Source organism: Vibrio sp. UCD-FRSSP16_30 (assembly GCF_001676025.1).
In the GTDB taxonomy this organism is placed as follows: domain Bacteria; phylum Pseudomonadota; class Gammaproteobacteria; order Enterobacterales; family Vibrionaceae; genus Vibrio.
Genome location: NZ_LZFW01000014.1, coordinates 1 through 21861, shown reverse-complemented (window position 1 = coordinate 21861; position 21861 = coordinate 1). Strand labels below are relative to the sequence as shown.

The window sequence follows — 21861 nt, the reverse complement described above, 5'->3', positions numbered from 1 at the left end:
GAACGATAGTGAAAGTTTTAATTTATAGCCAATATTGGCAGAAAGGTGGGATTGAAAAACTCGTTACTTACATGGTTGATTATTTTCCAGCGGAATATCAATTTAGTATAGTAACTGAGGATGTACCAGATCCTAGAAATCAGTACGAATTACCACTCAATACACCAGTATATTTTCAAAAGTTCACTCCATTTTCGGAGCCAAATAAAAGAAAATTACGTGCATTTGTGGAGTCAATTGATCCTGATGTGGTTATTTCTATGGGATCCAATCGTTCTCTGTATAAAATGTCCCGTGCCTGTGTTGATACTCCATACCCTGTAATAATTTCCGAGCATAATTCAGATAAAGAAATTCGTCGGTCATTGTATCGTGATCGGGATTTTTTAAATGCTATTAGGCATTCTGCTGATTTAAATCACGTTCTATTTGAAAGTTTTGCTTCAGGGTATACAAACCCTGAAAATATTCGCGTAATTACTAATCCTGTATTGAGTAGTCCACTAACAAATCAATTTACTAAGCGAAATATAATTGTAAATATTGCTCGCTATCATCTCGAACAAAAACAACAGGATGTTTTAGTGAAAGCATTTTCTGTAATCGCTAAAGATTACCCTGATTGGAAACTCCATTTATATGGGGGTGATTGGTTTGGTGGGAAGAAAGAAATACAAGCGTTGGTTACTAAACTTGGCTTAGACTCTCAAGTTGTAGTAAATGATTCCATTGATAATGTACATGAAGTATTGTCAGTTGCTAGTATTTTTGCTTTTCCATCTGCATTTGAAGGTTTTGGTTTGGTTGCAGGTGAGGCAATGTCTGTTGGTTTACCTGTTGTTGCTTTTGCAGATTGCGAAGGTGTAAATCAACTTGTTACTAACAACTATAATGGGATTTTGGTCGAGTCTCATTTGAAAGATAGTGAACGATTTTCCGAAGCATTAAAGACTCTTATTGATGATGAATCTATAAGAAGCACTTATTCAACGAATGCCCTTAATATTACTAATGAGTTTTCATTAGATAAATTCATATCTGGTTGGAAAGATATTATTGATGAAGTCGCGCTACTTAAGGGACATAATAAGCTATCAAACTTGTCAGAAATGGAAAAACACTATATGGAGTTGGTGGTTTCTGGAATGTTATTTGATAAATCTTACAGAAGTCAACCAAAATATAAGTTAAAGAACAAAGTCAAAATGTTGGCAAGGAAGTATAAATTAACCAAATATTTAAGAGCTTTTTATCGAAGATTTAAATAAATATTAAGTGATTAAAATTTCAATAGTGGACTATGTTCACTATTGAAATTTTCAATATATATTTACTTGATTATTTTATTTCTACAATAATTCAACGGCAGTTCCTTAAGTAGTTTTTCTACATATTTAATGTCAAAATTATGACAGGCTTTATCTAATTCTTGAATTACTCTATCAAGTTCATCATACTTCAAACTAGATTCTCGAGCTGTCATGATTTTCTTGTGACTTGTGCCTTCCACATTTTCTCCAATTAATAACTCTTCATAGAGCTTCTCACCGGGACGTAGCCCAGAAAATGTAATGGCTATATCTCCATTATCCTTACCCTCTTCAGTCACTCTCATTCCCATTAAGTGAATCATGCGTTTAGCTAGGTCTAATATTTTTACGGGTTCACCCATATCTAATACAAACACTTGACCATTTTTCGCCATTGAACTGGCTTGAATTACGAGTTGTGCAGCTTCTGGTATTAGCATGAAATATCGAGTGATATCGGGGTGGGTGACTGTAACAGGGCCACCTTTTCTAATTTGTTTCTTAAATAATGGAACAACTGATCCAGACGAACCGAGGACATTACCAAATCTAACCATTGTAAATGTTGTGTTACTGTCTTTTTCTACAAAAGCTTGTAGTACTAATTCAGCTAAACGTTTACTTGCTCCCATGATGTTAGTGGGTCTAACAGCTTTGTCTGTTGATATTAAAGTGAAGTTATTTACACCGGTTTCTATTGCCGCTTTGGCACATGCTCGAGTACCGAAGACGTTATTTCGTATACCTTCGATAATATTGTCTTCAACGATCGGAACGTGTTTATATGCTGCTGCATGGTAGATAGTCTCTACTGACTGTGCGCTCATTATATTCACAAGCCGATTTTCGTTTTGTACTGAACCTAAACAAGAGACTAATTCACAATGAATGTTTAACCTAATGACTGTCGCTTTTAATTCTTGATCTATTTTATAAAGGTTATATTCATTTAGTTCAAAAAGAACGAGTGTTTTTGGTTCTTGAGCGATAATTTGTCTACACAGCTCCGATCCAATTGACCCTCCAGCACCGGTAACCATAACCACTTTATTCTTAATATTCTGATTCATCAAAATTGGATCTGGAGCAATAGGCGCTCGCCCGAGTAGATCCGCTATATCTAAGTCTTTAACTTCTGTTGCGCTACCTTTACCTGCTGCAATATCTTGCAAGGACGGTACTGATTGAACCTCAATGGGCCAGTGTGATAATTCATCTAAAAGTCTTAATCGCTTTCCCTGGCTGATGTTATTAATAGCGAGCAATAGCTTTTTAGGACTATAAAGAGAAGATAGGCGTTGAAAGTGACTGCTATGATAAACTCTTAAGCCATAAATGATATTACCGTCTTTTTCCTGATCATCATCTAGTATTGCTACTGGATGGTATTCATCTCCTTGTAATAGTGAGGAAGCTAGATTTCGCCCTGTTTCCCCTGCACCATAAATGAGAACGTTTGGTTTCTTTCTACGGTAATAGTAGTGGAATAGTGTTCTGATTAGGATTCTTGGTCCACCAAGCGTGAGTATAGCAATACCTGTGTATATAAATGGGACACTGCGAGGGATAAAGGATTTGAAAAAGAATCCGGATAGAGCAAGTACTAAGGAGGAAATAAGAACAGCTAAGAAAATATTTCCCAGTGCTGGGATCATCATATAACGCAAAACTGCGCGATACATTCCAAGTTTAGTAAAACAATAGAGAGTTACAATGACCGTTAGCGTGATACTTGCAAGTTCGTCTAGACCTAATGGAATGTAAATCGTACCTAACCTTACGGCTATTGAAAGATAAAGAGATAGCGCAATCGCAAAAATATCATAGGCGATAGTAATAATACGCTTATTTTTACGCTCTGTTGACAGAAAGAATCGATAAGGGCTGCGCATTAGATATATACTTCTCACTATTTTTAAATAATCATTATTATTCTAAATTTGTTTAACAGTTTATACTAGAGACTTTTTTATATTTAATGTTTTTGTGTTTGCTAAGAGGATGAATTTTGAGACTTTTTGTAACAGGTGTTACGGGATTTGTTGGGCATCGCGTAAGTTATTTAGCTTGTAAAGATGGATACCAAGTTATTGGGCAATCTAGATCTCAATCGACACAAAACAGAATAAATCACTTTTCAGCAGATATCAATCCTATAACAAATTGGGATTCTGCTTTTAAAGAGGTGGATTGTGTTGTCCATTGTGCTGCGCGAGTACACCAAATGAGCGGCCCGTTGGATCAGATTGAATCGTTATACGATGAAGTTAATCACCTTGGTACGATAAATTTGGCAAAGCAAGCAGCTGCCCAAGGTGTTAAGCGTTTTGTTTTTCTTAGTTCGATTAAGGTAAACGGTGAAAGTACTGTTTTAGAGCGTCCGTTTATAGTTAAGCATTCTTGTACACCAACGGATCCTTATGGAGTCAGTAAATGGAAAGCTGAGCAGGCTCTTAAGCAAGTATCAAAGGATACAGGAATGGAGGTGGTGATAATTCGTCCGCCATTAGTCTATGGGCCTGGTGTTAAAGCTAATTTTAAATCTCTTTTAAATTGGATAGATAAAGGTATTCCACTTCCTTTAGGTGCAATTAATAATCAGCGAAGTATGGTGTATTTGGATAATTTGGTCCATTTGATTTTAGAGTGCTGTTACAATCCTAAAGCAGCAAATGAAACGTTTCTAGTTTCAGATGATTACGATATTTCGACTTCGGTTTTGTTGCGGCAAGTTGCAAAATCCATGAGGAAATCGAACCGTATGTTACCTATACCAGAATTTTGGCTTAAACTTGGATTGAGATTAGTAGGTAAAGAGGCGGTAGGGCTAAGATTATGTAGTAGTCTTCAGCTTGATATATCTCATACTAAAAAGCGTTTAAATTGGACTCCACCGATATCATTTGCTCAAGGGGTTCAAATGACAGTGGATGCTTATTTAGAAGATAAAAATGATATTGGACGTTGTAAGTAATAAGGAAGTTGTGTAGTGATACGAGTATTAGATTTTATTTTTTCATTTTTTGGCTTGTTATTTCTTTGGCCAATCTTTGTGGTTCTGTGCATTATTGGATATTTTGACACAGGCTCACCATTGTTTAGGCAAGAAAGAGTAGGGAAAAACCAAACAATATTTGTGTTGATCAAGTTTAGGACAATGCCAGTCGATACAGTTTCAATTGCGACACATCTAGTTGGGGCACATTCCGTTACTAAATTTGGAGGCTTTTTGCGTCGGACAAAGTTAGATGAGTTACCACAACTATGGAATGTACTTAAAGGCGAAATGAGTTTAGTGGGCCCAAGGCCTTGCTTACCAAATCATCAGGATATGGTAGATGCAAGAGAAGCTCTGAATATATTCGCAGTAAGACCAGGTATCACAGGTCTTGCGCAGGTAAATGAAATTGACATGTCCACACCTGATTTACTTGCTAAGTGGGATGCCCAAATGATTGGTTCTATGTCTATGACTCATTATTTTAAATATATTTTTCAAACTGTGCTTGGTAAGGGGGCGGGAGACCGAGTTTGAGTTAAGTATATTTAGTTAAATTGTCAGCTTAGTTTTATTCTGGTCAAGCACAACTTAACATCAAGGAGTTGCTCTATTTTGACTAACCAGTAGTGAATGGCGGTGATTTTCTTGAAGGTATAAGTACTAGTCAGTATCACAAAGTGGCAAAAGTCCGTGACTAGACAAATGTCTGTCCAAGACAGGGCGTATTATCACTGCATTTTTCGGTGTGTACCCCGCGTTTTTTTTTGCGCTGGGGACAGTGAGGAGCTTAATTTTTATGCGCGCCATACCCATCAGGTATGGGTGTCGGGTATAAAATCATGATGTGTAGGTTTAGTAAAATCTGTGTAAGTCAGCGATCAAATTCAGCCGTTTACTGTGACACTATTATTGTTACTAAACGATAAATACGCCATAATCATGACACATTGCTCAATAAGACTGTCACAATTAAAGGGTTTTTGTCATGAATAGGTTTGAGATCCAATGTCATATTGAGAAACAATGTCACCCTGTATCAATTTCAGATATTATTATCGCTCATCCAGAATTAATACGTCGTACGCTTCAGCGTTGGCTTAATAAACTTATTGAAGACAAACAGATAGAAGCTATTGGTGACGGTCGTTCTCGTAAATACATTGCGTGCACGGTTAGAGAAGATATATCCAATGCAAGCACTAACGAGCACGATGGTTTTCCCAAATCCATCCCGCTATCACCTGACAGTTATGACATTCTTGATTATCTAAGTAGGCCTATTTTTGAGCGTGATCCTGTTGGTTATTCACGTGATTTTTTAGATGACTACACTCCAAATAAAACATACTACCTTCCTGAACCTATTCGTCGTCAGTTACAGCGTATGGGACAGACCATCTATGCGACACAGCCCGCGGGCACATATGGAAGAGACATCTACAATCGTTTACTCATTGATTTATCTTGGGCATCAAGTCACCTTGAAGGTAATACCTATAGCCGACTAGATACGATGGAGTTAATTGAGCATGGCCAGTCTGCGCAAGGAAAGGGCATCATAGAGACACAGATGATTTTAAATCATAAATCAGCGATTGAGTTGCTGATTGATAATATTGACTTTATTGAGTTTAATTGTTTCACTATATTGAATCTGCACAGTGCGCTTTCAGAAAACTTATTAGCTAACCCATTTGATGAAGGGCGAGTGCGTAGTCATGTTGTAGAGATTGGGGGCAGTGCTTATAAGCCAATGTCATCCGAAGAGATACTTTCTATCCAACTGGAGTTAATTCTTAATAAAGCCAATCAAATTATCGATTCATTTGAGCAATCATTTTTTATAATGGTGCATTTACCTTACTTGCAACCATTTGCCGACATTAATAAACGCACCTCTCGTTTGGCTGCGAATATCCCGCTGCTTAAAGCCAATGTATGTCCTCTTACATTCTTAGATGTACCAGAGGAAGCCTACAGTAAGGCGATGCTTGGGGTTTATGAAATGAATAGAATCGAGCTCCTTCGTGATCTATATCTATGGGCGTATGAGCGCTCAACAAAAGAATATCTAGCGGTGAAACAAGAGCTCGTTAAACCAGATCAACAACGCCTACAATATAGAGCGAAGGTAAAGGAGGTTGTTAAACAAGTCATTCTGACACCCGAATCTCAACCTATTGATCTCATTGAATCGTTTATCTTCAATGAACAAGAAGTGGATAAACAAAACATTATAGCCCTTGCATTAGAAGAGCTAAGACGAATCCACGAGGGAGTATTGGCACGATACGGGCTAAGACCATCTCAATTAGAAAAGTGGCGCCAGTTTCATGGGTAAAAAAGAATATACTGGGCACCCATGTATTTGACGGCCTTGGAAGAAAATAAAGGAGAGTGAAAAGGCATTACTGCATTACTGCATTACTGCATTACTGTATTGGCTACAGCTAATTGCCGTTTTAATTGCCCACTTTACTTTAACCTTTCGCATTAATACCCCATCAACCGCAACAAATTCTCCGCCGTTTCAATCGCTTCCTTTCTGTTCGCTATATTTAACTTCTGATACAAATTCCGAATATGGGTTTTAATTGTGGTTCCTGCCACGTCCAGTTCTTGGGCGATTTGTTCGTTGCTAAAGCCGGAGTAGATGAGGTTGAGTACTTGCCATTCTCTTTGGGTGAGGGGGCTTGTGCGGATAAGTTCTGGAATATTTTGGTGGTTAACTAGTTGATTTACAAAGTCTTCATCAAAGTGTACGGCGCGGCTGCGTTGTTTATTGCCAATTTCTTTTAGTAATTGTAGGGCGCGGTGGCGCTCTAGATCGGCGAGTTGGCCTTTGTTAACCAATTTTTCGAGTTGTTTGCTGATGCTTGCGCCATCTACGATGAAGTTTCCGAGCATGCCGGTTTGATTGGTCATGCTCAGTGCCAGTTTAAGGTGTTCACTGGCTTGGCTGTCGTTTTTCTGTTTGATATCAAGCACAGCTTGGACAATAAGATTGCGATTGTTGTCTGTAATTAGGCTATGTGCGTTGGCTTGTTGTTGTAATAGTGCGAGGGTTTGCTCGGCGTCGGTTAGCATGTCACAGGCAATTTGCGCTCGTGCAATATTGCGCAGTTGCAGTTGATTAAAGTGGTTGCTGGCATCAAGGGGTTGCTCTGTTTTGACTAACCAGTTGTGAATGGCGGTGATGTCATTGCAGGCTTGCCAGTACAGCAATTGTGAGTAAGACGCATTGGCTGACCAGTCGATGTGATAATTAGACTCAGCTAGCAACTCGTCGATATTTTTCACAAAGCGTCCGGCTTTATCTAATTCACCTCTGCCTAGCGCAATGCGGGTTAGTAACGAATAACTGTGTAGGTGACTGCTTTGCTGATTGGCTAATACTTCGATGCCTTTATAAGAGGCTAGTTCAGCTTCATCCAGTCGGTTCCAGCACCATAATATTTGAGCGCGGGTTCGCAACAAATGCTCGTGCAGAGGCACTTGTTGGAAGTGGTGTTCTTCGATGACTTTGAATGCTTGGTCTTGAAGCTCAAACGCCGTTTGAATGTAGCCTTGCGCAATTAAGATTTCGCTTTGTTGGATCAGAGCCCACAAAACATGATGATAAACTTGATATTGGCGGGCCAGTTTTTCAGTCTGTTGCATCATAGGTAGGGCTCTATCTAAGCGCCCGAGTACGTGGTTGACCTCACCAATGACCGAGGTGCCAACGATGCGGCTTCTAAAGTCGGTATTATCAATTTGGCTTAATGCGAGCTCGGCCATTTGCAGGGCTTGTTCGGCGTTACCTTGGTTTATAGCCACTTGCGCACGCAGTGCATTTACTTGCCCTTGCTCTTGCTCAGACAGTTCGATATTACGTTTTTTAAATTCGACTTTCGCTTCAGATAATAGGTCACCAACGGTGTTAAATCGATGCTGGCTCTGCGCAAGCCAAGCTCTTAGTAGTGGAAGCTTAGCGGTTTTATACAGTTGATCTTTATCTAATTCAGCAATGGCGTTTTCTAGAGTCGTTAACTCGCCATTATTGAACATTCTCCAGCCGTGATCTTGCATGATATCTGAACATAAAGTGGAGTCTTTAGCTCTTTGTGCATGCACTAATGCTTCGGTAGGACGCCCCAGTTTTAACCATGATTGAGCAGCTGCGGTTTGCAGTTTTATTTCTTGCAATGGCATGTGCGTTAATCGCTGATGGGCAAGAAACTCACTAAATAAATTGTGGAAACGGAACCAATTATTTTCAGTTGACGAAGTGGTTAAGAATAAGCCAAATTTATTTAGGCTATTTAACATGGCTAATGCGTCTTCACGCTGGGTCATATCAATAATTAATTCATCATTAAAATGGTTTAACACTGAGCACTGCATTAGAAAGGTTTTGGTGTCGCTATCAACAAAGTCAAAGACCTCTTCTGCAAGGTAGTCCCATAAGTGGTTATGGTTAATTTTGCCGTTTGTCGCGATTGATTGCTGAATCGGCTTATTTTGTTGCAGTGATTGCACGGCGATAAGCTGCATCGCCGATGCCCAACCTTCGGCGTAGTTGCAAACTTCGTTGGCGGTTGACTCGTCAATCTCTTCTTTCATTCGTAAATTAAAGAAGCGTGTTGTTTCTTCTAAATCAAAGGCTAACAGGTCGTCGTTAATTTCAATCATGAGATCGCGCACGCGAAGGTTTGCCGTGCCAAGTGGCGGATTTGAGCGACTTGTGACAATAACGGTAAGGTTATCGGGCATGTGCTTGATGAAAAAACGCATCGCTTCATGAATTTCTTCATTAGTGATGAGATGGTAGTCATCAAATACTAAATAAGCTTGGTGTACGTTATTGGTCAGTTCACCGAAGATCTCGCCAAATAAAGTATATAAAGAGGAATACTGGCGTTTTTCAATCAGCGCTTGAGAATTGCTACAGGCGTTGTCGGTTGCTTTATTAAGGGCTTGGATAAAGTAGTTAGTAAATTGGTAACTGTCATTGTCTGTTTCGTCGAGGTTATACCATCCCACATGGGATTTATCTGTTAGCCATTGGGCGGCCATTGTTGTCTTGCCATAACCGGCGGGGGAGCGCAGTAATACCAGTTTATAGCAGGTGGCTTGTTGCAGTAAATCCAATACGCGGGGACGCACGATGGCATTGTGAAGGCGTCCAGGACGAGTCAGTTTTGAAGGGATCCACATGTTCAACTACCTACTACTATAATTAACAAATCAAGAATTAACAAATCAAGGCAGTCACGCTAAATAAAAACCATGACCACAGACGAACGACCTATTTGTTTGTACCAACTATTTCATCTTACGTTTTGATCCTGCTATGTATTTTCTCAATAAGCTTCTATTTCGGCGTTCTACGCCTCAGATTTGTGATGCGCGTCGATTATATGCTGATATTTTTGTGTCTGTACGAATCTAATTGCACATATTTATCTCGATTTAGTTCGTTAGCAAAACTTAACGTGATCATTTTCACGTTTATTTAATGTTATTAAAATGATATCAGATGCATATTATGCGCATATTTTGCACTTTTGTTACATTCTTGTGTGATGCTGATCTCGCTATGTGCGTAACTCCCCCCCTGTAGTGAGATCTTGCTCAATATGTGTTTTTTCTCCTTCCCCCTACGCCCTAACAACTCATCCTAGTCCTCCTTTTAAAGGGAGGATGAAGCATTGCATTGGTTAACGGATGATGGCTATAGACGGAAATAACTACAACCAAATTAATATAACGATGAGAGTTCCTTTATGAAACCAGCTCAACAAAAACAATTTGATAAGAAACAATTTCAAGCAAGCGTTAAGAACCACCTTACTTCTACTTATGCTACTACTGAAGAAAACGCGTCTACACATCAATGGTATTTGGCGATGGGTCAAGCCCTAGCGGAATTCACCACTCTTGATTTGCTTCAAACTGAATCAGATGAAAAAATTCAAAATGCAAAAAGTGTTAACTACCTATCTCTAGAATTTCTTATTGGCCGACTAACGGGTAATAACTTGATCAGCATGGGCTTATACGAGCATGTAACTGATGCGATGGGTGAGTTAGGCTTCAACTTAACCGACCTTCTAGAAGAAGAGCGCGATCCATCACTGGGTAACGGTGGTTTAGGTCGTCTTGCGGCGTGTTTCATGGATTCATGTGCCGCTCAAGAGTTCCCAACCGTGGGCTATGGTCTTCACTACGAATACGGTCTATTTAAGCAATCATTTAAAGAGGGTGCTCAACAAGAAGCGCCAGATGCATGGCGTGGCATAGAAGGCTACCCGTGGGAGCTCGTTCGCCCTGAAATTGCACAAGAAATTGGTTTTTACGGCAGCGTTGAAACTGTGATTGAAAATGGCGAAGAGAAACGTCGTTGGGTTCCGGGAATGACGGTTAAGGCGATGCCTTGGGATCTGCCGATTGTTGGTTACGAGTCGAATACGGTTTATCCGCTTCGTTTGTGGGAATGTCAGGCGATTGCTCCTTTCTCTCTAGAAAGCTTTAACAACGGCGATTACTTTGAAGCGCAGCATTCACTGATTGATGCAGGCAACATTACTAAAGTGCTATACCCAAATGACAACCACGAGAAAGGAAAAACACTGCGCCTAATGCAGCAATACTTCCACTCGGCAGCGTCTATTCGCGATATTTTGCGTCGTCACGAAGCGGCCGGTCATGCATTGGTTGACTTACCTAAGTACGAAACTGTACAGCTAAATGATACTCACCCAACGGTTGCTATCCCTGAATTGATGCGCATTCTTGTGGATGAGAAAGGCTTTGGCTGGGATAAAGCATGGTCTATTTCAACTAAGACGTTTGCTTACACCAACCACACTTTGCTTCCTGAAGCACTAGAGACATGGTCTGAGTCGTTAATCCAGCGTCTACTTCCTCGTCACATGGAAATCATCTACCGCATTAACCACGAATTCTTGATGGAAGTTCGCGCTAAATGGCCTGGGGATGTAGAGAAGCAACGTAAGCTTTCTATTATCCAAGAAGGTTTCCACCGCATGGTGCGTATGGCTAACTTGTGTGTTGTGGGCTCGTATGCAGTCAACGGCGTAGCGGCGCTTCACTCGGCACTGGTTAAGAAAGACTTGTTCCCTGAGTTTAATGAGCTATACCCAACTCGCCTACACAACGTCACAAACGGTGTAACGCCGCGTCGTTGGTTGAAATTCTGCAACCCAGGATTATCAGCACTGATTACCGATAAAATTGGCGATCAGTGGGCGGCAAACCTAGACCAACTTTCTGATATTTCTAAATTTGCTGAAGACGAAGAATTCCAACAGCAATACATGGCTGTGAAGAAAGACAACAAACAGCGCCTTGCTGATTGGGTTAAAGAGAACATGGATATCGAACTTGATACCAATGCTATCTTTGATGTTCAAATCAAGCGTCTGCACGAATATAAACGTCAGCACCTTAACATGCTGCACATCTTGTCTTTGTACCACCGCCTATTGAACGATGCTGAGTTTGATATGACGCCACGCGTCGTGTTCTTTGCGGCAAAAGCGGCGCCGGGTTACCACCTAGCAAAAGAGATCATTTACGCAACCAATAAGATTGCCGAGAAGATCAACAATGATTCTCGCATTGGCAACAAGCTAAAAGTGGTCTTCATGCCAGATTACCGCGTAAGCCTTGCTGAAATCATCATTCCAGCTTCTGACGTTTCTGAGCAAATCTCTACCGCAGGTAAAGAAGCATCCGGTACAGGTAACATGAAAATGGCGCTGAACGGTGCATTGACTATCGGTACGATGGACGGCGCTAACGTTGAGATTCGTGAAGAAGTGGGCGATGAGAACATTTACATCTTTGGTTTAGATGTGGATGGGGTGAATGATATTCGTGCTCGTGGCTACAACCCATTTGATTACTACAATTCTGACCATTTGCTAAAAGCGTCTATGGATCTATTGCTGGGTGAAGAGTTCACTCCTGGCGAACCTGGCAAGCTTCGTGCAACGTTTGATAGCTTACTTGATGGCGGCGACCCGTACTTATGTCTTGCTGATTTCGCATCGTATGTGAAAGCACATGAAGACATGGGCGAGCAATATAAAGACCAAGCGGGTTGGGCGAAGAAAGCAATTCTTAACACCGCGCTAGTGGGTAAATTCAGCTCTGACCGTTCTATTCGTGATTACGTTAATAACATCTGGAAACTAACACCAGTACACCGTTAATTGTCACGAAAATGGCTCTGGCTCTGTGACTAATCACAGAACCAGAACCAAAAGGCAAAGGGGTCGTTTTGAGTCTTTGCCTTACTATCAAATCTAAATTTTTAATATTAATTAAAAATAACAACAGCAAAATGTTTGAAGGCGTGTTTCGTCTTCGGAGAGAGCGATGAAAAATCAATCCGTACTAAAAAAAGTCGCCGAGATGGCTGGTATTGCCGATAGCTATGTCAGTGCTTGGGGAGACCCTGCAAGCGTTGAAGATGAAACCATTGAACGTTTGCTTACTGCACTGGGCTACGACACAAGCTGTGACGAAGCACTGCTAAAATCCGCTGAGAAAAAACACAAAAAAGAAGTACTTGCCCCTGTGCTGGTGGTTCGCGATGATCAATTGATCGAAGTGGAACTTAACCTAGGTGTCAGCGCTCGTGAAAGCGAATTTGCATGGCGACTAGAAACAGAACAAGGCCAAGTATTAGAAGGTTATCTTCAATCTCAAATTGTTCGAGATTCTCGAAAAGAAGGTGGCCCGCTGGTATTTGCATTGCCTGCCGACATTGAGTGGGGATACCACAAATTACTAGTGACTCGTAAGCGACGCAAAGCGCCTTATGAGATGACCCTGATTGTTGCGCCACAAAGTTGCTTTAAGCAGCCAGAGCTTGCCAGCGATAAAAAGCTTTGGGGCCCAAGCATTCAGTTATACACCTTACGTACCCCACATAACTGGGGTATTGGTGATTTTGGCGATCTAAAACAACTTGTGGGTGATATTGCCGCAAGAGGTGGTGACTTTGTCGGTTTAAACCCGATTCATTCTCTGTTTCCGGCTAATCCAGAAGCGGCTAGTCCTTATAGCCCATCATCACGTCGCTGGTTAAATATTCTGTACATTGATGTGAGCTCTGTACCTGAGTTTGCCTTATGTGCACAAGCGCAACAAAAAGTGGGAAGCGCCGAATTTCAACAGCGCTTACAAAAGGCGCGTGAAGTTCAGCATGTCAATTACAGCGAAGTGTCTGACTTAAAAATGTCAGTCTTACCGCTATTATTTGCCGAATTTAAATCTCGTCATTTAGATAACAAAACGCAACGCGGACAAGCGTTTATTGATTTTGTGGAGCAAAGTGGTGAGAGCTTAGTACATCAAGCCGCCTTTGATGCGATGCATAAAACGTTCCGTGATACGGATGACTGCGTGTGGGGATGGCCAGTATTCCCAGAGAAATATCGTCGTTTTGACAGTGCAAGTTCGCAGAAATTCATTAAAGACAATAAAGTTCTTGTTGATCTTTATATGTATTTACAATGGATTGCGGATGCGCAAATTAATGAAGCTCAGGCATTGGCGCAAGAAAAAGGAATGCCTTTAGGGCTGTATCGTGACCTTGCGGTTGGTGTGGCGGATTCTGGCTCAGAAACTTGGGCTGACGAAGGTAATTTAATCCTAGACGCAAGCATTGGTGCGCCGCCGGATATCTTAGGTCCATTAGGGCAAAACTGGGGCTTACCACCACTTAATCCACAAGCTTTGCAGGCAACGGGTTACGACGCGTTTGTACAATTGTTACGTGCCAATATGAAACATTGTGGCGCATTGCGTATTGACCATGTGTTAGGGCTTTTGCGTTTATGGTGGATACCGAAAGGGGAAGGCGCGACCAAAGCCGCGTACATGTATTACCCTGTCGACGATATGCTTGCCATCTTAGCGCTTGAATCTCATCGCTATCAGTGTTCTGTGATTGGTGAAGACTTAGGCACAGTGCCTGATGAAATCATTGATATTTTACGTGATGCTGGTGTGCATTCGTATAAGGTTTTCTTCTTTGAAAATAACCCTGATGGTAGCTTTATCGACCCTGCGAGTTATCCGCAACAGTCGATGGCAGCCTTGTGTACTCACGATATGCCAACCTTGCGCGGATTTTGGCATTGTGACGACTTAAAATTGGGTAAAGAACTGGGCTTGTATCCAGATGAAGCACAATTAGCTCGTTTATTTGATGAACGTCTGCAATGTAAGCAGGGGATTTTAGATACCATGCGAGCGCATAACCCGCAGTTTTTATCATCAGGTATTGGTGAAAATGCAGCATGGGTTCCAATGGATCGTTATCTTGCTGAAGGACTGCAATTGCACGTTGCTTCGGGCTCATCGTCACTGCTGAGTGTTCAATTAGAAGATTGGCTTGAGATGGATAAGCCGGTCAATATTCCCGGAACGGTGGATGAGTACCCGAACTGGCGACGTAAATTGTCAGTGAATTTGGATGAAATGTTTGGTCAAGACCACATTAACCATATTGCGAAGCGTTTAACGCAAGTACGTGATCAATCCAATAAGGCATAAGTTGAAGGTTAAGATAGAAGAGTAAAGTTCAAAACTCTTGTATTGCTCAAATTTTCTGCTTGTGAATTTTGTTACAGTTGTCACAGAATTGAAGTGCCCGCGATTCAGCGGGCATTTTTCGTATTCGTTTTGTTTTTAAATCACCATCAATAATAAAAAAAGCCTGATTAATGGGCTCAAAGTAATAGGGCGAACGCATGAGTCACTTATCGACTAATCATGTGCATCATTTCCACAAGACGCCGTGATCTCACCCTGCACAAAATAAGATGGAGTTTTAATAAAATGACGATATGCAATCATGACTTTATTATTCGGCATTTTTAAAGTGTATGTTTCTGTAACCAATATAGCTTAGTGGTAATAGTATCGCTAAGATGGATAAAAAATGGCTAGAGTGAAAGCCACGCGCTTTTACTAATAAGAATTATAAAATTTAATATCAAAGGAGATTGGGCGTGGAAAAGGCTCAGGATAAAAATAAATTGGCTTATCAACAGTTGAGTCAGGCAGCATGTACTGCCCCATTTTCGCTGTTAGGACCCTTTGTCAGAGAACAAGGTCGTAATTTGACCGTTTGGATGCCAGGAGCACATAAGGTTGAAGTGCTGTTTGATGACAAGCGTATTGAATTAGAACGTGATGAAATGGATGCGTTCATTTTGACGCAAGATTACGATCTTAGTTTTAAACATTACAAATTAGCGGTTGATTGGGGGGAAACTGAGCAAATCATCGATGACCCTTATCAGTACCATGGGTTGTATGAAGAGTTTGAACATCTGCATACACCAAAAGAAATGTATCAGCATATGGGTGCGCAATTTGTCACTTTAGAGCGTGATGGCAAAAGCATTGCCGGTACTCGTTTTCTTGTGTACGCACCGCATGCACAAGCAGTGAGCTTAATTGGTGACTTTAACCAGTGGGATGGCCGTCGTCATCCAATGCAGCGCCTTGATTACGGCATCTGGGGCCTATTTGTCCCTGAGCTTGCTGAAGGCACGCAATACAAATTTGAATTGAAAGGCCCGCAAGGGGAAACCTTGCCACATAAGCAAGACCCGTGGGGTTTTCAACATGAACAATACCCATCATTTGCTTCTGTTACTTACGATCAAACGAAATATCAGTGGCAAGACAGCGCATGGCAAACTCGCCCTGTAACGCAAAAGCGTAAAGAGGCGTTATCTTTTTATGAATTGCATGCGGGTTCTTGGAAAAGAAATGAGCAAGGTGAGTTTTTAAACTATCGCGAACTGGCTAAAGAGCTGATCCCTTATCTGGTTGATTTGGGTTATTCGCATGTGGAATTGATGCCAATTTCTGAGCATCCGTTCTATGGTTCTTGGGGTTATCAGCCAATTGGTTTGTTTGCGCCAACTAGCCGTTTTGGTACGCCAGATGACTTTAAATACTTTGTCGATCAATGCCACCAAGCCGGTCTTGGCGTGGTATTGGATTGGGTTCCTGCTCACTTCCCATCGGACGATCATGGTTTAGCGAATTTTGATGGTACGCCTTTGTATCACGATCCTGATCCACGTCGCGGTTGGCATCAAGATTGGAACTCATTTATCTATGATTTAGGTCGTGAGCACGTACGCCGCTTTATGGTGTCTAACGCTTTGTTCTGGTTTGAGCATTATCATATTGATGGCATTCGTGTTGATGCTGTGGCATCCATGTTGTACCTAGATTATTCTCGCGAACACGATCAGTGGATTCCAAACCAAGATGGTGGTAATGAGAACTACGATGCCATTGCCACATTAAAGTGGATGAACGAAGAAGTGTATAAGCACTTCCCGAATGCAATGACGATCGCAGAAGAATCGACAGCGTTCCCGGGTGTCTCTGCACCGACATTCCTTGGCGGATTAGGTTTTGGTTTTAAGTGGAATATGGGTTGGATGCATGACAGCTTGTCTTACATTCAACAAGATCCTATTCATCGTAAATATCATCACAATACGATTACCTTCCCACTGATGTATGCGCACAGTGAGAACTATGTACTGTCTTTATCTCACGATGAAGTGGTTTATGGTAAAGGGGCGATCCACGATAAAATGCCGGGTGATGAGTGGCAGAAGACCGCAAACTTACGTGCTTACATGGGCTATATGTACGCTCAGCCAGGTAAGAAATTGAACTTTATGGGCGCAGAATTTGGTCAAACGGCTGAATGGAACCATGATGATCAGTTGCAGTGGTTCTTATTGGATTATGAACGTCATCAAGGCGTGCTCAATCTGACGCGTGATTTAAATAAAATCTATAAGCAAGAGTCTGCGCTGCATGCCCTTGATTACGATCCAAAAGGGTTTGAGTGGCGTTTGCAAGATGAAGCAGAAGCCAGTGTTCTAGCGCATGAACGTATTGATGAAAATGGCGAGCGAGTGTTAGTGGTTTCTAACTTTACTCCTGTGCCTCATCTTGAGTTCCGCTTAGGCATCCCGAATGAGTCGGAGTATCAGTTGTTATTAAATACTGACGACACTAAATACAATGGTGCAAACGTAACAGTGCCAGCAAGTTTGAAAACTGAGCAGATTGAAAGTCAAGGATTGCAACAATCTGTGCACATGGTTTTACCGCCACTATCAACGGTATTTTACAAGAAAGTAAAATAACCAGTTAGTGCAGGGGGAGATCACGAACGTTATTTGAACAAAATCATGTGCATTATCGGAACAAGCCTTTGTGGCATGGATGCCACAATGAAGCCATCAAGGATGATTTCACGGCGTCTTGTGGAGATGATGCACATGATTGGTCGATAAATGTTCACTCATGCGTTCGCCCTACCAGTTAGTACTAGATTGAAGATAGGGAATCTCAGCAAACTGTTGGGATTTCTTTTCTTTATCAATATTTTATCTACACTTATACAAACAGTAGAAATACTGATTAATTAAAAATGGACTTTTATGATCACTTCTTTGTACGCGGCAATTTTGGCCGTCTGGATCTGTTATTTATCAATTCAGGTTATTAAGTTAAGGCGCAAGCACCAAGTCTCTCATTCTGATGGAGAGATAGAAGAGCTGTCTGTTGCCAGAGGCGCGCACAGTAACGCAACCGAATACATTCCGATTACTTTGCTGCTGCTTATCCTTGCTGAGATGAATGGCTTATCACTTTGGGCCGTGCATTTATTGGGTGTGTCGCTGGTGGTAGGACGTTGTATGCATGGGTACGCTTTATTGAACAAAAAGATGAAAGGTCGAGTGGTGGGCATGCTGACTACCTATGCAGTGATTGTTGTGCTCGCGGTGGTTAACCTTGTACAAGCTTTTTGTCATAGCTAATTGAGCCGTTCCGATAAAGAAGCCGCTTAGCTATACTTAAATAGATATACCTAAATAGCTACACCTAAAATCGCTAAGTGGATGTTAATCCTAAAACTTATGCTAGAGTATCGACTCTAGCATAAGTTTTTTACGGATAATCATGAGCGACAAGATCTACTTTAATACCTCGCAAAAATTCAACCTGCGCCGTTCTTTAATCAATGCAGGCACTCGCATTCATCACAAAGTTGCACCGAAACATGCTCGTAAAGTGGCTCGTCAGCTTTTGTTAACGCCCGTACGAAGCAAGCCTAAAAATGCTCAGCCAGCAGGACTCATAATAGGAACAGTGAGCTCCGCGCATGGAGATCTGACAACCTATACCTTAGGTGAAGGACCTATTTGGGTGCTAAATCATGGTTGGTCTGGCACGGCAAATCAGTTTTTCCCTTTAATGGAAGCGATTGCTAAACAAGGCTTTACCGCTGTGGCTTACGATCAACCCGCGCATGGCACCAGTGGCGGCGCTTATGGCCATATCCCTGCATTTGTACAGGGCTTGGAAGCGGTATTAGAAAGTGTCGGTGAGATACAAGGTATTATTGCGCATAGCATGGGCACAGCATCAACTTTAGAGTGTAAGCATGAGAAAGCACTCGGTTGTCCGTTATTATTGATTGCGCCAGTGCTAGAGTACTTAGAAAATTTATTTGGTAGTGTGAAGCGCTCGGGCTATTCGATGAAGTTGTTTGAAGAAGTAGTGGAGCAGGTAAGTGATGAATATCATTATCCTATTCATAGCATTGACCCGTATAGCAAGCTAAAGCAAAGAGCAAACACCACCATTATTGTGCATGATGAAGCGGATAAGTTTACCTCTTTTGAAGTATCTGAGCGCGCCGCGCAAGAGATGGATAATGTCACCTTGGTTGCGACAAAAGGGCTAGGGCATGGCCGCATAATGAACAGCGACCCTGTGAAACAAAGTTTTACTCGCCTAACTGAGCATTCATTTAACACGCTAGAGTGAGTACTTATCGACCAATCATGTGCATCATCTCCACAAGACGCCGTGAAATCATCCTTGATGGCTTCATCGTGGCATCCATGCCACAACCCATGCCCCAAAGAGTTGCTCCAATAATGCACATGATTTTGCTCAAATAACGTTCGTGATCTCACCCTGTTAATGGCGACAATGGCTGATAACGATTTGTAAAGTAGATAACAATAGGCCCCTAATATCATGATGATTTTAGGGGCCTATTTAGTCAGTTTACTTAATAATGGGTTTAACCTGGGTGACCATCGCTGCGCGGTGTCATCAACATTTTACCAAACTTGAGTAAGTACATACCAAAACTCAACATCCATAAAACCGTTGCGACATCAAGAAGTTGCATCATGTATTCAGGGTAAAGACCAATACCAATGCTTCTGATTAATGCAGATAAAATCAGTGATGCAAATGCAATGCGCATTTGTGGACCTTGGTAAATATTACGCCCAGTATGACCCATAGTGACACGAGTAATCATGGCTAAAATAAGCCCTGCAATTGCGCCAATGGCAAACAAATGCAAAGAGGTATGAGATAACCAAGCATTGGTGGTTAAACCTTTAAGCAATAGGTATGCTGGAATACACAGGTAAGATAAATGCAGTGACCATACCAGTGGCTCACCCCATGTTTTCCATGGTTTCCAACGCAGTACTTTAATTAACTGAAAACAGCCAGCCCAGACTAGTAGCGGTGTTTCAAGCACACTTAAAGTTAGTGGGAAAAAGCTTAATACGAATAGCAGCACTAATGGGAAGTTACCCGCAACTTCTATCCATAAAATAGGTTGTGGTTTGTCAAATTGCATACGACGTGAGGTGAAGAATGGGATAACGCGACCGCCCATAACAGACAGCAGTAACATAAACCACCATAGCATCGCTTGCCAGACTGCCATTGCCGTAAAGGGGGCAACACCTTTGATGGTCGCGTAGCTTGCAAAGTTAGCGATGATGGCAAGAATAAACAAAGGAACGAAGAATAAGTTTCTCCAACCTTTTGATTTATAAACTCGAATACCCATCTCATAAGCAACAGCCAATAAAAATAGACTTTCAATAATAGAAATTAGCCATAACGGTGCAGGAGTCCAAAATAGGATTCTTGGGGCTAACCATAAGGCAACTATTACGCCCAAACGAGCGCCTTTTGTGCCATTCACTCCAGTCCAGTTTTGGACTGCGGTAAGGGCAAAACCTGCCACAATCGCCATGGAGAATCCAAACAACATTTCATGAGCATGCCACCACAGTGCCGGAGCACCTAAAGCTGCAGGTTGTCCATTCTGATAAGCGTAAATCCATACTGGAATTGCGATAAAAGCATACAATGCGCCTAATAGGAAAAAAGGACGAAACCCAAGTCTCAGCAATGGTGTAATTGCTTCCTCTTTTGCTTTGTCTGTGATGTTTAGCATGACAAAAACCTTAAAGTTGTAAATTAAATGCAACTTTAAATTAGAGTGAGTGATATTGCAAGTATAGTGTGAACTTAAGTGCTTACTGCTAGTGATGTTTTTTATTGTGTGCGGTGTTTTGTCATAAGTATGAAAGCAGAGCGTAAGGTCAGCTAATGCTGCCATTAGTTGTCGAATGGTTGTCGAATTTCCAGTAAGTGCTTGAAAATCAACCAAGGCATGATCTAAACCTCAATATCTGTTTGTATTAAATTCAATTTGGTATCTTTTTTTATCTAGATTTGCTTTACTCAGCAAAGAGAAAAGATTTTAGGATGGACAGGCACATGGTACACAATTGGGATGATTATGCTGCGAAATGGGAAAGTCACTCAGCAACGACTCAATTCTCCGAACTTGCATTTACTGAACTGAAAGCACTGCATTCATTAAAAGGTGCAAATGTACTGGATTTTGGTTGTGGCACGGGCTTATTGAGCCAACAAATGGCCCCCTTGGTGCGCAGTATTGTTGCTCTGGATGCCTCCGAAGCCATGATTGAAGAGCTTGATAAAAAAATGCTCAGTAATGTTGAACCTGTCGTCGATCAACTGACTCGTGGTTTAGTTGCGCAGCATCCTGCTTTTAGAAAACAATTTGATCTCGTTGTCGCGTCATCTGTTTGTGGTTTCTTACCTAATTTTACCGAAGTTGCGAGTGTTATATATTCACTGCTTGATGAGCAAGGTATCTTCGTTCATTGGGATTGGCTAACTGATGGTCAAGAAAGAGGCATGACTCAAGAAGTCGCACATGCAACTCTGCATAATGCGGGCTTTACTGATATTGAAATCTCTATTCCTTTTGAAGTGACCATTGAAGATGGTTCTGTACAACCTGTATTAATGGCTGTGGCTTACAAATAGAGGCTGTAACAGATTCTGTGTAACTGACATTTAGTTTATGTGCTTCTCGACACGGTCTTCGAACTCGATGATAAATCGACTCATCGCCTGACGCCAGTTTTGAATGGGCATAGTCCATTTTTTACTGGCATCTTTAATCGCTAGATAAACCATCTTAGTTGCCGCTTCATCATTTGGGAAGATTTTACGCTTCTTCAAAGCCTTACGTATCACGCTGTTGAGTGATTCAATCGCATTGGTTGTGTAAATTGCTTTTCGAATATCTTGCGGGTAGTTAAATAGCGTATTCAAGTTTTG

General features: G+C 41.4%; 14 protein-coding genes. 10 read left to right on the top strand and 4 right to left on the bottom strand.

The window, feature by feature from the left end:
• Positions 1-8 precede the first annotated feature (8 nt).
• Positions 9-1268, top strand: coding sequence for a glycosyltransferase (locus tag A9260_RS08320; RefSeq protein WP_068697979.1), 1260 nt, complete (start codon positions 9-11; stop codon positions 1266-1268).
• A gap of 62 nt (positions 1269-1330) precedes the next feature.
• On the opposite strand, the gene A9260_RS08315 is transcribed toward A9260_RS08320, so the two are convergent.
• Positions 1331-3202: a nucleoside-diphosphate sugar epimerase/dehydratase gene (locus A9260_RS08315; RefSeq protein ID WP_068697977.1), complete on the bottom strand. Its 1872-nt coding sequence runs from the start codon at positions 3200-3202 to the stop codon at positions 1331-1333.
• A 116-nt stretch (positions 3203-3318) separates the two neighbouring features.
• Between A9260_RS08315 and A9260_RS08310 the strand changes: the two genes are divergently transcribed.
• From A9260_RS08310 to A9260_RS08300, 3 genes are all read left to right on the top strand, one after another.
• On the top strand, positions 3319-4284 hold the full coding sequence (locus A9260_RS08310; protein WP_068697975.1) for a UDP-glucose 4-epimerase family protein: 966 nt from the start codon (positions 3319-3321) through the stop codon (positions 4282-4284).
• Positions 4285-4299: 15 nt separating this feature from the next.
• Positions 4300-4845 carry a sugar transferase gene (locus A9260_RS08305; protein WP_068697973.1) on the top strand — a complete coding sequence of 182 codons (546 nt, stop codon included), beginning with the start codon at positions 4300-4302 and terminating at the stop codon, positions 4843-4845.
• 451 nt (positions 4846-5296) lie between these two features.
• Positions 5297-6652: a Fic family protein gene (locus A9260_RS08300; RefSeq protein ID WP_068697971.1), complete on the top strand. Its 1356-nt coding sequence runs from the start codon at positions 5297-5299 to the stop codon at positions 6650-6652.
• Positions 6653-6804: 152 nt separating this feature from the next.
• Here A9260_RS08300 and malT read toward each other — a convergent pair whose 3' ends face one another.
• A complete protein-coding gene (malT, locus tag A9260_RS08295; RefSeq protein WP_068697969.1) occupies positions 6805-9510 on the bottom strand; it encodes an HTH-type transcriptional regulator MalT in 2706 nt (901 codons plus the stop codon).
• Between the two features lie 569 nt (positions 9511-10079).
• On the opposite strand from malT, the gene A9260_RS08290 reads away from it, so the two are divergent.
• From A9260_RS08290 to A9260_RS08270, 5 genes are all read left to right on the top strand, one after another.
• Entirely contained in the window at positions 10080-12533 is a 2454-nt protein-coding gene (locus tag A9260_RS08290; protein WP_068697967.1) for a glycogen/starch/alpha-glucan phosphorylase, read from the top strand.
• 166 nt (positions 12534-12699) lie between these two features.
• Entirely contained in the window at positions 12700-14886 is a 2187-nt protein-coding gene (gene malQ / locus A9260_RS08285) for a 4-alpha-glucanotransferase (protein WP_068697965.1), read from the top strand.
• Positions 14887-15344: 458 nt separating this feature from the next.
• Complete coding sequence (gene glgB, locus A9260_RS08280; RefSeq protein WP_068697964.1) at positions 15345-17522, top strand: 1,4-alpha-glucan branching protein GlgB; 2178 nt, start codon at positions 15345-15347, stop codon at positions 17520-17522.
• Positions 17523-17819: 297 nt separating this feature from the next.
• Positions 17820-18200, top strand: coding sequence for an MAPEG family protein (locus A9260_RS08275; RefSeq protein ID WP_068697961.1), 381 nt, complete (start codon positions 17820-17822; stop codon positions 18198-18200).
• A gap of 142 nt (positions 18201-18342) precedes the next feature.
• Positions 18343-19212: an alpha/beta hydrolase gene (locus A9260_RS08270; protein ID WP_068697960.1), complete on the top strand. Its 870-nt coding sequence runs from the start codon at positions 18343-18345 to the stop codon at positions 19210-19212.
• A 262-nt stretch (positions 19213-19474) separates the two neighbouring features.
• Here the strand turns inward: A9260_RS08270 and A9260_RS08265 are convergent, their stop codons facing one another.
• On the bottom strand, positions 19475-20659 hold the full coding sequence (locus tag A9260_RS08265; protein WP_068697958.1) for an NnrS family protein: 1185 nt from the start codon (positions 20657-20659) through the stop codon (positions 19475-19477).
• A 326-nt stretch (positions 20660-20985) separates the two neighbouring features.
• Here A9260_RS08265 and A9260_RS08260 point away from each other — a divergent pair, with 326 nt between their 5' ends.
• A complete protein-coding gene (locus A9260_RS08260; protein ID WP_068697956.1) occupies positions 20986-21564 on the top strand; it encodes a class I SAM-dependent DNA methyltransferase in 579 nt (192 codons plus the stop codon).
• A 30-nt stretch (positions 21565-21594) separates the two neighbouring features.
• On the opposite strand, the gene A9260_RS08255 is transcribed toward A9260_RS08260, so the two are convergent.
• Positions 21595-21861 (bottom strand): transposase (locus tag A9260_RS08255; protein WP_197485277.1); only part of this gene is annotated, 267 nt, incomplete at its 5' end.